13 protein-coding genes are annotated in these 14141 nt (G+C 61.0%); 6 read left to right on the top strand and 7 right to left on the bottom strand.

The features are described 5' to 3' along the window. Positions 1-69 precede the first annotated feature (69 nt). Positions 70-243 carry a hypothetical protein gene (locus N539_RS18485; RefSeq protein ID WP_156029841.1) on the bottom strand — a complete coding sequence of 58 codons (174 nt, stop codon included), beginning with the start codon at positions 241-243 and terminating at the stop codon, positions 70-72. Between the two features lie 91 nt (positions 244-334). Here N539_RS18485 and N539_RS17760 point away from each other — a divergent pair, with 91 nt between their 5' ends. From N539_RS17760 to N539_RS17755, 4 genes are all read left to right on the top strand, one after another. Further along, a complete protein-coding gene (locus tag N539_RS17760; RefSeq protein WP_197018386.1) occupies positions 335-1252 on the top strand; it encodes a J domain-containing protein in 918 nt (305 codons plus the stop codon). A gap of 96 nt (positions 1253-1348) precedes the next feature. Further along, positions 1349-2041 carry a polysaccharide biosynthesis/export family protein gene (locus N539_RS0108330; protein ID WP_028969894.1) on the top strand — a complete coding sequence of 231 codons (693 nt, stop codon included), beginning with the start codon at positions 1349-1351 and terminating at the stop codon, positions 2039-2041. Further along, positions 2038-4311 carry a GumC family protein gene (locus tag N539_RS16185; RefSeq protein ID WP_051531652.1) on the top strand — a complete coding sequence of 758 codons (2274 nt, stop codon included), beginning with the start codon at positions 2038-2040 and terminating at the stop codon, positions 4309-4311. The genes N539_RS0108330 and N539_RS16185 overlap by 4 nt, the downstream gene beginning before the upstream one ends. Then, positions 4292-5269: a glycosyltransferase family 2 protein gene (locus tag N539_RS17755; protein ID WP_197018385.1), complete on the top strand. Its 978-nt coding sequence runs from the start codon at positions 4292-4294 to the stop codon at positions 5267-5269. The genes N539_RS16185 and N539_RS17755 overlap by 20 nt, the downstream gene beginning before the upstream one ends. On the opposite strand, the gene N539_RS16175 is transcribed toward N539_RS17755, so the two are convergent. From N539_RS16175 to N539_RS0108295, 5 genes are all read right to left on the bottom strand, one after another. Next, positions 5266-6141: a sulfotransferase family protein gene (locus N539_RS16175; protein WP_051531651.1), complete on the bottom strand. Its 876-nt coding sequence runs from the start codon at positions 6139-6141 to the stop codon at positions 5266-5268. The two genes, N539_RS17755 and N539_RS16175, sit on opposite strands and share 4 nt — an antisense overlap. Continuing rightward, positions 6138-7625 carry an oligosaccharide flippase family protein gene (locus N539_RS0108310; protein ID WP_028969892.1) on the bottom strand — a complete coding sequence of 496 codons (1488 nt, stop codon included), beginning with the start codon at positions 7623-7625 and terminating at the stop codon, positions 6138-6140. Before N539_RS0108310 ends, N539_RS16175 begins: the two co-directional genes overlap by 4 nt. A 26-nt stretch (positions 7626-7651) precedes the next feature. After that, on the bottom strand, positions 7652-8410 hold the full coding sequence (locus tag N539_RS0108305) for a hypothetical protein (protein ID WP_028969891.1): 759 nt from the start codon (positions 8408-8410) through the stop codon (positions 7652-7654). 95 nt (positions 8411-8505) lie between these two features. Beyond that, the gene (locus N539_RS18480; RefSeq protein WP_156029840.1) at positions 8506-9267 is read right to left on the bottom strand and encodes a hypothetical protein; all 762 of its coding nucleotides are present in this window, start codon (positions 9265-9267) and stop codon (positions 8506-8508) included. Positions 9268-9369: 102 nt separating this feature from the next. Further along, positions 9370-10173, bottom strand: a complete 804-nt coding sequence (locus N539_RS0108295; RefSeq protein ID WP_197018384.1) for a sulfotransferase domain-containing protein — start codon at positions 10171-10173, stop codon at positions 9370-9372. 140 nt (positions 10174-10313) lie between these two features. Here N539_RS0108295 and N539_RS16170 point away from each other — a divergent pair, with 140 nt between their 5' ends. Continuing rightward, positions 10314-11471, top strand: coding sequence for a glycosyltransferase (locus N539_RS16170; RefSeq protein WP_051531650.1), 1158 nt, complete (start codon positions 10314-10316; stop codon positions 11469-11471). Here N539_RS16170 and N539_RS0108285 read toward each other — a convergent pair. Further along, on the bottom strand, positions 11414-12805 hold the full coding sequence (locus N539_RS0108285; RefSeq protein ID WP_028969888.1) for an O-antigen ligase family protein: 1392 nt from the start codon (positions 12803-12805) through the stop codon (positions 11414-11416). The two genes, N539_RS16170 and N539_RS0108285, sit on opposite strands and share 58 nt — an antisense overlap. Positions 12806-13050: 245 nt before the next feature. On the opposite strand from N539_RS0108285, the gene N539_RS16165 reads away from it, so the two are divergent. Beyond that, positions 13051-14037, top strand: a complete 987-nt coding sequence (locus tag N539_RS16165) for a glycosyltransferase family 2 protein (protein WP_051531649.1) — start codon at positions 13051-13053, stop codon at positions 14035-14037. The last annotated feature ends 104 nt before the right edge of the window (positions 14038-14141 follow it).

The following is a 14141-nucleotide window of genomic DNA, read 5'->3' as shown; positions in this document are numbered from 1 at the left end:
ACCTGTCAGGGATACACGGTCAAGACGTCTAGGTAAGGGTGTTTGTTGAACGGCTTGCGCGCTTGAGGCTCAAAAGCTGAAGCACAGGAGTAGCGCGACGAGGGCAGGCGGACTGGCGCAAACCAGAGCGAGCAGAAGGGGCGCGATGGGTGGATCGACCGCGACCGGCGCTTCGACGATCAAATCGCCGAACCTCATATCGGACGCGCTGCCGACGAAGCCAGTCTCGAGTTTCAGCTCCAAGTCCCCCGCCTGATTGGTCTATACTCCTGTTGATCGAACGGCGTTAATGAAATGTTACCAGGCGCGCGTGAATGTTGGGGATAGTTCGAAGATGTTCAGACCCAAGGCCGTGAGTTGGCAAAGGGCCGGTTCCCCGCGGACCGCCAGCCATTATGACGTGCTTGGGCTTGGCCCTTCCGCCGATTCCTTGCAGATCCGCGCCGCTTATGTGCGGCTCTTGAAACATAGCCACCCCGACAGCGCGCCGGCCGGAACCGATAGCCGGCCCATTGAGGTCGAACGCGTCGTCACCGCTTATAAGATACTTAAGGACGACCGCCTTCGCGCCGCTTATGACGAAGAGCTGCTTGTCGGTTCGGGCCAAGGGACGCACTGGGCTCAAGCGGCCAGGACCCGCAAGCGCCGGCGCACAGATCGCAATCCTGCACCCGCGGTCGCTTTATCTGTGCTCGTGCTCGCAATTGCAGCGCTCGCTCTTGCACTGCTCACGAATGGTCAGACGTCACTGAAGGCTGATGGGCGCAAAGCGGCGGGGCCGCGGCCCGGGCTACATGAGAATATTCCGACCTCTGCTTCGCTTGCACCCATTGCCCGGCTCGCTTCGAGATTACCGGTGGAGGAAGCTACCGCCCTCAGCAGAGGCTGCTTCGCCAAAGCGGACAAATCGGATGCCCCCTCAGCGGCAGACCGTTGCATAGCGTTCGACACCGCCTTCATCTATTGGCAGCAAGGCGTTGGCGGCACGTATCTCGCCGAACCCTATTTCCAACCCCAGGCGGAAGCGGCACGGAGCGAGAGGGCCCTCGAGCGCCTCGATCCTGATGCGGCGATGGTTCGCGCGGCATCCATTAGGGCTTCGACGTTCGAGGCACTTCTCAAGCTCGTCGATAGCAACGCCGATCCGGCGTCGCCCGTCGGGCAGGGCGTGAATGCCGCCGAGGATGCCCGCGTTGACGGGAGCGAAAGGGCAGACTCCGGCGTGTCCCGTTTCGAAACGCCGGCACAATAATCCGCTTGGCGTGTTTATTTCGCTCGCCGACCCGACTAAGGGTTTGAAATCGCTTCAAAGCGGAAATTTCGCCCGTTATTTCAAAGGCTAGAGAATATGCGAGGTTGGCTCGCCGTCATCCTATTGGCCTTGCTCTCGGCTTGCGCGGGTTCGCGCGTAAGCGAGACCCTGCCCCGGGGGGCGGCCGCCTATCAGATGATGCCCGCCGCGAGTTCCGACCAGACCGTTGCGACCTATCGCATCAGCCCGCTCGATGTCGTGGACATCACCGTCTTTGGCGAACCCGACCTCTCGGTCAAAGCCATCCAGGTTGATGCGGCCGGAGAGCTGTCGCTGCCTCTCGTCGGAAATGTTCATGCGGCGGGCAGCACGGCCTCGGAGCTTTCCCGGAAATTGGAGGGCCTATTCGGCGCCAAGTACCTGAAAGATCCCAAGGTCACGACAACGGTTGCAAAAGGTGCTTCACAAAAGGTGGCCGTGCAGGGCGAAGTCGCCCAGCCGGGCGTATTCGAGCTCCAGGGCCCAACCAGCCTTCTCGAAGCGCTGTCGATGGCCAAGGGCGAGCTTCGAACGGCCGCGCTCGACCAAGTCGTCGTCTTCCGCAACATCAACGGCCAAAGGATGGGCGCGGTGTTCGATGTCCGCGCTATTCGTGAAGGCAAAGCCGACGATCCCCAGATCGTCGGCAACGACATGGTGGTGGTCGGCTTCTCGGGAGCAAGGCGGTTGTGGCGAGACGTCGTCAGCTCTGCGTCCCTGTTCAACGTCTTCCGGCCGGTCATCCCATGAACGGCATCATTGTGAACGGACCCGACGGCAGGAACGAACTCGTCCCGGTCACGGGCTATGCCCCAAACTTCATGCGCCAGTTCGAGGACGAGCACAGGGGCGATCTTATCGACCTGCGCGACATCTGGCTCGCGCTGTGGCGAAACCGGTACCTCATACTTGTCGTCGTAGCCGCCTTCCTTGCCGCGGGGTTCATCGTCACGAGGCTGATGACCCCAATGTACATGGCGACCGCCAGCGTCGCGATCGATCAGCAGCAAGACAAGGTGTTGGGAACGGAGGATTCGGCGCCGGCCGGTGCACTCCAGGACACCGACCGCTTCCTCCAGACCCAAGTCGACATCCTGCATAGTCGCGCGCTGGCGGCGAGGGTCATCGACAGCCTCAACCTCGCGGCGAACGCTCGTTTTCTAAAAGCCATGCACGTCGAAGCGGAGCCCGCGGCGAGGCGCGAGACGGCGATCGGCGAGCTTCTGGGGCATCTTGACGTCGAGCTTCCGAAGAACTCGCGTGTACTTCCGATTTCGTTTCAGAGTCCGGATCCAAAGACCGCGGCGGTGATCGCGAACAGCTATGCCGAAAATTTCATCGCGGCCAATTTGCAACGCCACTTCGACACCTCGACTTATTCGAAAAACTTCCTTCAGCAACAGCTCGGGATTACCAAGTCTCGGCTGGAGAACTCCGAGCAGGCAATGCTTGCCTATGCGCGGGCCGTAGGCATTGTCGACACTAGCCAAGGCGCCGGATTCCCCGACGGCAACGATCGCGGCGGAGCCGGTTCCCCATCGCTTACCACCTCGAACCTGATTCAGCTCAATCAATCCTATGCGGCGGCGCGTTCGGCGCGCCTGCAGGCTCAGGAACGCTGGCAGGCCGCGCAGGCGACGCCGGTCATGAGCCTGCCGGAAGTTCTGACCAGCCCGGCGATCCAGCAACTCGAGCAGAAGCGGGCGGAAGTCCAGGCCGACTATCAACAGCAGCTGGAGCACCGCCAGCCCGACCATCCCGCGGTCAAGGCGCAGGCCGCGCAGCTTGCCGAACTGGACTCGCAGATTGCGAATATCGCCGCCACCGTCAAAGATTCAATCCGCACCCAATATGTGACGGCGGCGCGCCAGGAGGGCGCTCTTTCGGGCGCTGTCTCGCAGCTCAAGGGCGCGACGCTCTCGGAACAGACACGCGGGATCCGCTACAATATCCTGAAGCGCGAGGTCGATACCAACCGCCAGCTTTATGACGGGCTCCTGCAACGCTACAAGGAAGTGAGCGCCGAAGCGGGCGTCACGCTCAACAACATCTCGATCGTCGACCTCGCCGAGCCCTCCTCGTCGCCGGTGTCTCCCAATCTGATGGTCAACCTTGCTCTTGCCGGCATCGTCGGCGCGGTCCTTGCATTGCTCATCGTGCTCGGACGGGAGATGTTCAACGACAGGATTCGTAATCCCGATGAGGTCGAGCGCCGGTTCGGCGTTCCGATCCTGGGGGCGGTTCCAAAGCTTGGCCGCCGCCTTTCACCGGTCGAAGCCCTCGCCGACGATCGTTCGATCATCACCGAGCCCTACCAGGCAGTCCGCGCGGCGATCGATCTCGCGCAGGCCGCTGGTCCACCCTCCTCACTGCTCATCTCCAGCAGCCAAAAGGGGGAAGGGAAATCCACCACTGCGCTCGCGATCGCGCGGAGCTCGGCAGCGTCTGGCCGACGGGTTCTGCTCATTGACGGCGACATGCGGAACCCCTCCCTTCATGGCTTCCTCAACGCATCGCTCGACCCTGGATTGGCAGATGTGCTCGAAGGTTCGAGCCATTTCGACGACCAGCTCGTCCAGCACACCGACATCGAGAATCTGGACTTGCTGTCCGCTGGACGGCCGAAGGCGAGCCCGGCACAGCTCTTGTCGGGAACGCGGTTCCGGGACCTCCTCCAGCAGGCCAGGGGGCGCTACGACCAGGTGATCATCGATACGCCCCCGATCCTCGGGCTTGCCGACACTTTGGAGATGGCGGCGGTTACCGAGCAAACGATCCTTGTCGTCGGCTGTGATCGCGCGCACCGGCGCGCGGTCAAGGAAAGCCTGAAGCGCCTGACCGCGGTCCGCGCCGACATCCTCGGTTCGGTGCTCCTGAAGTTCGCGCCCAGGAGGACCTTCGAGAGGGGTCTCTACAGCTATTATTATTACGACGACGAGCAACATGCATCGCCAAAGCTCCTGGGCTGGACCAGGCGACGGCCGGACCCAAAAGACCAGGATGACCGGGCGCAGGCCTAATGCCGCATCCGGCGGAGACGCTCCAAGCCTGCTGCAGACCGTCGGCGTGGTCATTCCCTTGTTCAACAAGGCCGCGTGGATCGAAGACACACTGAAGAGCATCTTGTCGCAGACGATCCAGCCGGGCGAGATCCTCGTCGTCGACGACGGCTCGACCGATGGCAGCCGGGAGATCGCGACCAGGGTCGGCGGACCCCACATCCGATTACTGACGACTGCATCGCCGCAAAGCGGGCCGTCGGTCGCCCGGAACCAGGGCATCCGCGCGTCGCGCTCGAATTGGATCGCGCTCCTCGATGCCGATGATCAATGGCGCGCCGACTATCTGGCGAAGGTCATGAGCGCCATTCTCGACAATCCGGACGTGGGCTGCGTCTTCTCAGGCCGGGCAATCGGGCAGGACGCTGCCGTCCAGCACCCGCCAGCGCTGTTCGGCGACCGTGCGCAAAAGCTCGACTTCGAAGCCTATCTCGACCTTTGGCTCGCGACCGGCCAACGGGGCCTGTCGCCCATACATTCGAGTGCATCAGTGATCCGCAAGTCCGTGCTGGAAGCGGCTGGTCTGTTTCCCGAAGGCTGCAATCGCGGCGAGGACAAGGACACTTGGTTACGGGTGATGGGGAAAGCGAGCGCGATTTTCATACCCGCGCCACTGGTTCGTTACCGCGACAATATCCCGGGCCAGCTCAACCGAAAGCCGCCGCCGTTCGAAAGCCCGCCGATTCTCGCAACCGCGATTGCGCTCAGCCAAGGTGCGGAAACGAGCACGAGAGCGCGAACGATGCTCTTGAAGCTCGCGAGCCGGGAAGCATGGCTGTACGCAAGAAGGCGGCGCCTGCATCCCATCGACGCCGCGACCCTCACAGCGACCGATTTTAGGGTGAGCCCATTCCGATTTATCGCGGTCAGGATGCTGTATCTCGCTGGCCTGATCGCCGGTTTCTCTAAGAAGGCCTAAGAAGAAATCGCCCGCCATTTGCGCTGCGCGGCTGCGCCTTGCCCAGCGATCAATCGATCCAGCTTCTCCCTGTCGCTCTCGAAATAGCGTTCCAGCTCCGCTGCGAGCGCGGGGTCGGGCTTCCACTCCGAGCGCCGAGTATTCCACTGATATAATTTGGTCAGAGCACCGAAGCTTGCTCGGATACCGAGCCGGTGCTTCGTTCTGAACAACGATTGGAGAAGCTTCTGGACGAAGAGGGAACGGCGCACCTTGGCGACGTTATGCGCTCCGTAATCGGCGTCGTGCGGTGGTACTTCAAGGAACTCCAACACCCCTTGGTAAACCCGGCGCGGATCGGCTCGCAGGACTTCGAGACGAACGAAGTGGACCTTGTCCGTTTGCGCCAGCAGGCGCTCGACCTGCTCGCCGAGCTTGCACACATCTCCATAATAGAGATGGGACCGCTCCGGCGCGGCGACTGGCGCCCCGTGCTTGCGCGCTTCCTGCGCCTCCCAGGCTTCGCGAAAGTCCGCGAGATCCTCCCACCTGCTGAACTGCTGCTGCTGGTGCAGGGAGAAGGCCATGTCCACCGGATCCCGAACGCAGACAATGAAACGCGCGTCCGGCTGGTACTTGAGGATGTTGGCGACCGCTGTGCGGGAATAGAGGTACCAAACCGAGGCTTCGCCGATCGCTTTCGCATCGGCGGCGGCGAACAGTCGCTCATATTGGGCGAGCGACATCCGCTCGTTGTAAGAATGGTCGTCGTCGAAGAAATTGAGCTCCTTCTCCGGCGGAATGAAGACGTCCGGATGCTGCGACAGCCATGCGGCGAGCGATGTCGTCCCGCATTTGGGCGCGCCCAGGATGAAGAAATTCGGACGGCTCATGACAGGCGTCCGCTCAGGGCGGCGAGGCGTCGTCCGACGGACTCGGGGAACAGGGGCTCGAGATCGATCAGCAGCTCGCGCAGGTGCGCCCGCCCCCACAGCGCGAACATCCCGACATAAAGGACGGCGCCGGCGGCGACGAGGAATGCCACTTCGATGAGCCTCGGCATGGGCCATTGTAAGTAAAGCTTTATCCCCCACAGCGCTGCAGCCATCAGGGCCGACAAGATCGTCGGTGCCGCGATTGCCCGCAGAAGATCCGCGACGTGAAGATCGAGATGGCGCTTCAAGAGGTGGAGGGTGAGCGGCATGACGAGCAACATTGCGACAAGGTTGCCGATCGCCGCCCCGACGCTTCCGAACCGGTACGTGAGCGGCACGATCAGGACCAAATTGAACAGGAGCAAGGTCGCGTTGGTGATATTGCCCATGCGCGGCTGCCCGGCCGCCAGGAATGCGGAGCCGGCAAACAGGGCGAGGGTGTTTGGAACCCCGGCGAGCGCGAGAACCGCGAAAATGTCGCCGCTCGCGGCATATTTCTCGCCGAAGAACAAGGTGGTGACGTCGGTCGCAACGGCAGTCAGGCCGAAGAAAACCGGAAACGCGACCGTGGCGACGGCTCGGTTCAGCCTGAGATAGGCAGCGGCAATCGCCGGCCGCGCCTGGATCCGGGACAAAGCGGAAAAAGCGGCATCTTGGAACGGGAAGAGAAAAATGCGCCTCAGTGTATCCAGGGCTCTCGTTCCGACACGGTACAAGGCAACGCCAACCGGCCCAGCGACAAAGCCGATGAGGATGTTGGGCATCCTCAGGTTGATCATGTCGAGACCTCGGCTAATCGTCACTCGCAAGCCGAACGGCATCAATTGCCGGAGGACTTGCCGATCAACCACGAGCTTTGGCCACCAGCGGGTCGCGTTGAGAGAGAGCCAGGCCAAGACCAACTGGTAGATCAGTCTCTGGAACACCAGGGCCCACGCTCCGCCCCCCGCCAACGCGATCCCGATTGCAATCGCGCCACCGGCAATGCCGGCGACGGAGCCGCGCACGGCTAGAGAGCGATAGCGCATCTCCCGGCGCAACTTCGCGACATGAACAGCTTTGATCGAATCAATGAAGAAAACCAGCCCTAAGCTGGCGACAATCCAGCCGCTTCCGGCCCCGTAGAAATGCTCGAAGAGAGGTCCGCCCACGACTGCAAAAAGAAGGCCGAAGGCAACCGCCATCGCCGCATTGTAGGTGAAGCACACTGACGAGACGTGATCGTTCCAGTCTCGAGCTTGAACGAGGGACGCCGGCAGTCCTCCAGTCACGAAGATGCGGCTGATATCAACAAACAACATCGTAAAGGCGACGATGCCGAAATCACGAATGGGAAGGATGCGGGCGAGAATCGCAAAAATAATGAACTGAATGATATTGTCGGTGCTCGTGCCGGCGATCAGCCATGCCGAACTTTGCGCAAAGCGTCGCCGAAGTGACATCGATTCAGTTCGTAGCAAGGCTTGAATTACAGCGGAGCATAGCCGAAACGGTCCAGTCTAGCCCACTCAATCTCACCGTTCACAGCATCTTCATGCCCAGTGAGTTCGCTCCGCCAATTCTCGAAGCCATAATAGCGTTTATAATCGTCGAGTTGTTTGGTGCGGTCCTTCGTCGACTGCCTGAGTTCCTCGAACTCAGGTTTCGGATCGAAAAGACATTGAGCGACCTCTTCGAAGGCGCTTTGCTGACGCAAGATAAGATCCTCAAATTTTACAAACCGATAGTCCATTCCGGCTTGACCTAGTCTCTCTTCCAGCTCGAAGTAGGAGTCCAACTTCCGCTGATACAATTCTAGAGGGCGAAACTCGCCGCCGCCGAGGCGTTCGCGCCCGACCGTCGGCCAAGGAGCATGAATGAAGCCGGTCAAATCTCGCACGGTCCGCCCCAGCTCGTGATAGGGGTGCTTGTACAGGGACAGCAGCCAGGACGCCGGATGACGCACCGTGAAAGTCACTAAAACGTTGGCGAACGCACTCGCGTCGCGAAAATCCGTGGCGCAATGTTTCCAGGCCTCGAGAGCGCCGCGGCCAGCAAAAATCGCGTCGATCTTGCGCTCCCGGGACCGCCGAGTGAGTGACCAGCGCGCTCGCTGCGCAGCACCAGGATCGAGTTGAATTGCCGTCGATGGCAAGCATCGAGCAGCCGAATTCAGCTCAATCACCTTCTGAAGAGCATTCGTCGCCGTGTTACGCTCGCCAAAGATTTTAACTACGGCATGCCTCATTGGGTACGACACTCGAGCGAATTGGTGGCCAAGGTGAGTTCACCGTCCGTCGCATGGGCCGACATTCCACGGGAACCTGCGACGAACCTAACCGCCTATTCGATCATAGGCCATCCAAAGAGTTCAAACTCTTCGGCGAAGATCGAGTTGATGGCCGCGATCTGATCGCCGCGAAGAATTCTTGCTGGATCCAAGCTGTCCGAATTTGCACCCTGTTTGGCGCGAGGCAGCGGGACCGGCGCGACACCCCGCGAGCGAAAGAAGTCCGCCAGCTCAGACTCCAAGTTGGCGGTTGTCCACGGCCGGACAAGGACCTGGCCCTGGAGGTTGCGGTAACGCTCGACGTTCAGCACGCGCCTCACCGAGCCGTCTTCGAGGTACTCATCGATCGATTCCACCAGACCCGATGGCTCCTGCTGGAGCGCACCGCCACGCATGTAGGTCCGGTTATGCCGTCGCCAATTGGCGAAGGACATGACCTTTGCATATGGCGAGCGTTCCACGCAAATTGCCTGGTAATCGCAAGCCTCCGGAACGAGCCTTAAAACCTCCCGCAAAGCCATGTGATTGGTAAACCGGCGCTTGTGTAAACGGCCGAGCAAGGACCGGTCCTGCGGCTTTTTGAGCAAGCGGAGATATCGCCGTTCGAAGGCTCTCCGCATGATCGGCGGATAGAAGTGAGCGGTGTAATTGCGCGGCTCGCCAGCCGATCCAAGGCGGTGCTGCTCATCCCGGCGAGTAACCGGTGTGATGATGTCATCAGTCCCACAGATTTGAGACAGCGCGATCTCCGCACTGGTCCCAGCGACTTTGACACCTTTGATGAAGATGAAACGGTGCCTGTGAGACAGAATCAATGCTCGTCCCCGCCCTGAGGACTTTTCACCATCGGCAGAGGGGCCATCGCCCCAGGAGGAGTGATCATCGCTCTGACAGCCTCGCGCCCCGAGCCGAGGAATTCACCACCCGAAGTCCACCCCGAGCATGTCGTAAAGCCTCTGGTTATGCGGCTCGAAATGCGCCCGAAGCTTGTCATGCACAGGAATCGCGGTCTGGTCGTATTTGCCGACGTTCAGCGCGCGCGCATCCTGCAGCTCGCGGTTCGGAAGGCCGAGGAAACGCAAGCTTTCCGAATAAGCCGCGGCGGGATGCGCAAACAGCGTCTCACTTTTCAAGATTAGCAGCTGCGAGCGGTCGAAATAGCGAAGATATTCCTCGAGCTGGTCCGCATAGCAGCTCCGGTTCAAATAGGCATAATGGCGATGGAACTCGCCCTCGTAGCTCGGATCCGAACAGAAGCGCTCCATTTCGCCGGGATAGACTTGCCGCTCCCGCTCGATGGCTTCAGCGAACGATAAGGTCTCGCGCCCTTTGCGGACATTATGCTGATATTGTGAGTAAGCCCGAGCGATTGGATCACGCAGGAGGACGATCAGTTTCGCTTGCGAAACCGTCCGCCAAATCCTTTGCGGAGCCCAGGGATGAAAGAGATAATAAGGCGTGGCCTCGCCCACGGCATAATGGCGCGTGGCGGAATCGGGCAAGGACGCCGGGTCGATGAATTGCCGTCGATACCATTTCGTTCCCTTGTGGTAGTTCAGGTCGAAGTACCACACTTCCTTATAGGCACAGGGAAGAACGTCAGGATGTTCGCGAAGATAGGAATATAAGGACGTCGTGCCTGCTTTTTGCGCGCCAATGATGATGAAATTGGGAAGCGTCCCCTGGTGAAAATGGGCAAGGGACGCGGCCTTGACGGCCACCCGCTGCGCTCGTTGGGTAGGCAACCGCGTGATCAGGGTCGACAGCACTGGCCGAACGCTATGGCAGGCGGAAAAGGGCGTCAACGTCCAAGAAGTGATTGACCCTGATCTGTGCACCGGCTGAAGATCGCGGCTTCGCCATGCCAAGACATCGACGCAAAATCCTGTTCGTAATCAACTCGCTGTGCGGCGGCGGGGCGGAGCGCGTCATGACCACCTTATTGCGTCATTCGGAGGGCTTTCGCGGCCGTTTCGACATCCGTCTTGCGCTCCTCGACCGCGAGCCCTCGGCCTATTCGGTGCCGGACTGGGTGAGGGTTCATGATCTCGATTGCCGCTTTCGCCTTGGCGCAAGCCTTCGCCAGCTCGGCGCTCTCGCGCGGCAGATCGACCCCGATTGCATGGTGAGTTTTTTGACCCGCGCCAATGTCGCCAACGCATGGGTGAGCGCGAAGCGCGGCACGCCCGCGATCATCAGCGAGCGGATCAATACCGGCGCGCAACTAGGCGCCGGCCTCCGCGGGGTCGTCACCAGGCGCATCGTTCGCTTCACCTACCCGAAAGCGTCGCGCGTCATTGGCGTATCGCTTGGCGTCGGAGAGGCCCTAGCGCGCGATTACGGCGTCGAGCGGTCGCGAATCGACGTCATCGCAAATCCGGTCGACATCGATGAAATCCGGGCGCGTGCCTCCGACGAGACTCCGGACGTTCCGGAGGACCCCTACACATTCGCAATGGGTCGCTTGGTGCCAAAGAAGAATTTCGCGCTTCTTCTTCGCGCCTTTGCCCGCGCAGGCCTTCCGGGGCGGCTGGTGATTGCTGGAGAGGGGCCCGAGAGAGATGCCTTGCTCGAGCTGGGCCGCGAGCTCGGCCTTGCCGACCGAGTCCTTCTACCGGGCTTTGTTGCGAACCCTTATCCGCTGCTCTCGCGGGCGCGGACGTTTGTTCTCTCTTCGAATGCCGAGGGCTTTCCGAACGCCCTTGTCGAAGCAATGAGCCTCGGCATTCCCGCAATCGCGACCAATTGCGCCGACGGACCCGCGGAGATCCTCGCGGGCGTGCGCCGCGAGGAGGTGAGCGGTTCAGTCGAGGCGCCAGCCGGCCTCCTCGTACCGGTCGACGACCCTCAAGCGATGAGCGAAGCGCTGATCAAAGTTCAGGATTCGGAGCTTCGCAACAAGCTTGCCTCAGCAGGGCGCAGACGCGCTGAAGGCTTTACCGTCGAAAGTTCTGTGAAGCGCTATTGGGAAGTCATCGAAGGGGCGCTTGGCGAGCCCCTTGACGCTTCAGGTTCGTAGGGCGCTTGCCGGAGACGAGGTTGCGCTCGCCCGGCCGGTCGTCCCGGGCGCGCAAGCGCAAGCGTATAGCCGCAGATGAGGCCGTAGAGGATGTTACCCTCGATCTGCCAGTGGGGCATGGTTGCCATGTTGAGAAGGAAGAAGCTCGCGTGGGCGCCGAGGACCTGCGCTCGCATTGTTCCTGGCACATGCCAGGCAATGCTGAGCATCGTTCCCCACAGGAGAAGGATTGCGGCAACGCCGAGGACGCCGAGCTCGTAGAGATAGGAGATTAGCGTATTGTGAGCATAGAAACGGAACTGCTCTGCCCACGCATCAGGGCCCGTTCCGAAGACTTTCTGAGTAGGTGTCGCCTCGTTGTAAGCATAAAGATAGCTGCTCCAGATATAGATCCGCCCTGACAGCACGCGCCGGTCGTCAGCACTGAATTCGTGAGGCGGCTTGATGAGGCCAGTGCCATGAGTCGCGACCTTCGCGATATCGCTGAACCGGGTCGGGTCGACGGCAATGGCACCGGCAGCCGCGCAAACCGCTAGCGCGAGCATAGCGCTCCGGACGAGCCCGCGTTGCTGCAGCGGAACGGCCCGTGGGACTGCTGTGAATAGCTGCACGATCAACAGCGGCACCATACCAAGGATCGTCGTTCGGTAATTCGCGAGGCCGATGCCGACGATACTCAAACCCGAGATAGCGAGCTTGGCCCACCGGCTTATGCGGCTCGCGAAGGTGGCAACCACAAAGCAGCTGGCAAGGATCAGCGAGAAGACTTGCTCGTGATTATAGCCACCAATGTAGCTCACCGATCCGTCGGACTCGCCCGCTTTGGCAACATGCAGGGCGATCGACAGGACCTGGAAAATGATCGGCTGGACAAAGACGACTAGCAATCTCGTCAAGGCTTGGGGACCGGCGACATCCACGGTTTGCCAAACCGCGACGGCGATCACGATGAAGAAGGCGTTGCGAACGATCGGCTCAAGTGCGCTCTTCGGGTCGTGGTTCAAGACGCCGCTCGCAAGCATCAGGACACAAATGACGATGACAGGCAGGAAGGCGCCGATAAAGAGCCGGCGCTTGTCGAGCGTGAGCGCGCCAAGCGCGACCAGCCCGATCGAAACAAGGGCAATGTAGCTAAGGCCGCCCGGCGCCAGCCGATAAGTAAAGTCGTGAAACGCCGACACCAGGTACCGCAAGGAGCAGGCGATGATGAGATATCGCTCCGGCCAGGTCCGCGTCCTCAGCAACCGATAGGCGATGAAGAGGCAGAGGACCGCGGCGACCGGAACGCTGCACCACAGCGGAAGTGACGGGCTGAGGCCTTCTCTACCGTTCATCCAGGGCACTCCACAACGCTCTCACCTGCGCGGCCCGAGAGGGTAGCAGACCATGCACCCCTCAACGAAGCTGTCCAGCGTTTACCCTCCCCAGGCCACCTTTCATGCGGGAGGCTGTCGAAAGTCGCTACGCTCCGCAATACGGCCTGCGGGCCCGAGCGCGTCCTCAAGGTCGGGCGTCTCAAATAAAGACGGCTTGGCTTGGAGGAGTTTCCATCGTTAAATTTTTGTATACTGAATGCTTCATGCCGATCTCGTGTTCTGAGAAGCTCGTCTCTGTCGTCGTCCCTGCGTACAATGGGGAAGCGACCCTGTCTGAAACGCTGTGGAGCGCTCGCGCGCAGACCCACGCGCAGCTCGAGGTCATCGTCGTAGACGATGGATCGACCGACAGGACGCCGGAGATCGTCCAGTCCCACGCTAACGCCGACCCCCGTATTCGCTACGTCAGGCAGGACAATGCCGGGGTCGCCGCGGCGCGCAATACCGGAGCCAGACTGTCCAAGGGGGAGTTTCTCGCCCCCATCGATTCAGACGACCTCTGGCACAAGACGAAGATCGAGCGGCAATTGGAGGCCTTCGAACATGGCGCCCCTGAAGTCGGGGTCGTGTACACCTGGTTCGCGCTCATCGACGATGAATCGCGGATCATTCACACCAAGCATTCTCCCGATTACGCAGGCTGGGTCCTCCCGGTCCTCGCGGAGTTCAACTTCGTCGGGAATGGAAGCGCGCCGCTCATCCGCATGGACGCATTCCGCAATACGTCGGGCTACGACCCGAGCCTGCGGGGCCGCGGCGGCGAGGGCTGCGAAGACTGGAAACTCTACTGCGAGCTTGCTGAAAAGTACCAATATGCGGTCGTTCCCTCCCATTTGACCGGCTACCGCAGCCTACCGCACAACATGTCCGCCAACGTCGCAGCGATGCTGCGCTCGCGCGACCTTGCCACCGCCGATCTCCTGCCCCGGCATCCCGAGCTTAAGTCCAAGTTCCACCTCGGGCGCAATCGGTTGAGCCGGTTCATGCTCCATCGGGCACTGCGCCGCGGAGGCGCTCGCGAAATCAGCCGCGTCATTCGCGCCATGGCGTCCTTCGACCCGAAATTCCTGGGCCAAACAATTGCCGGCCTTCCCTTCGAGATTTCCGAGCTGGTCCGCTCGAAATATAAGGCCGAGGGAGTCGGCCGGAACCCGCATTATGCGGAGTTCCTGGTCCGGTGCCGCGCCTGACAGCGCGGTCGCCAAACTGACGGCGCTTTTTGTCTGCCTTCACGCGCTGGCAGTTGATAAGCCTGAAACCTGAAAGATGCCCCAGAAGCGCTCGCCCATCAAAA

The organism is Sphingomonas sp. URHD0057 (assembly GCF_000620665.1).
GTDB lineage: Bacteria > Pseudomonadota > Alphaproteobacteria > Sphingomonadales > Sphingomonadaceae > Sphingomicrobium.
The sequence above is the reverse complement of the archived record's forward strand: the minus strand, read 5'-3'. Positions and strand labels throughout refer to the sequence as shown.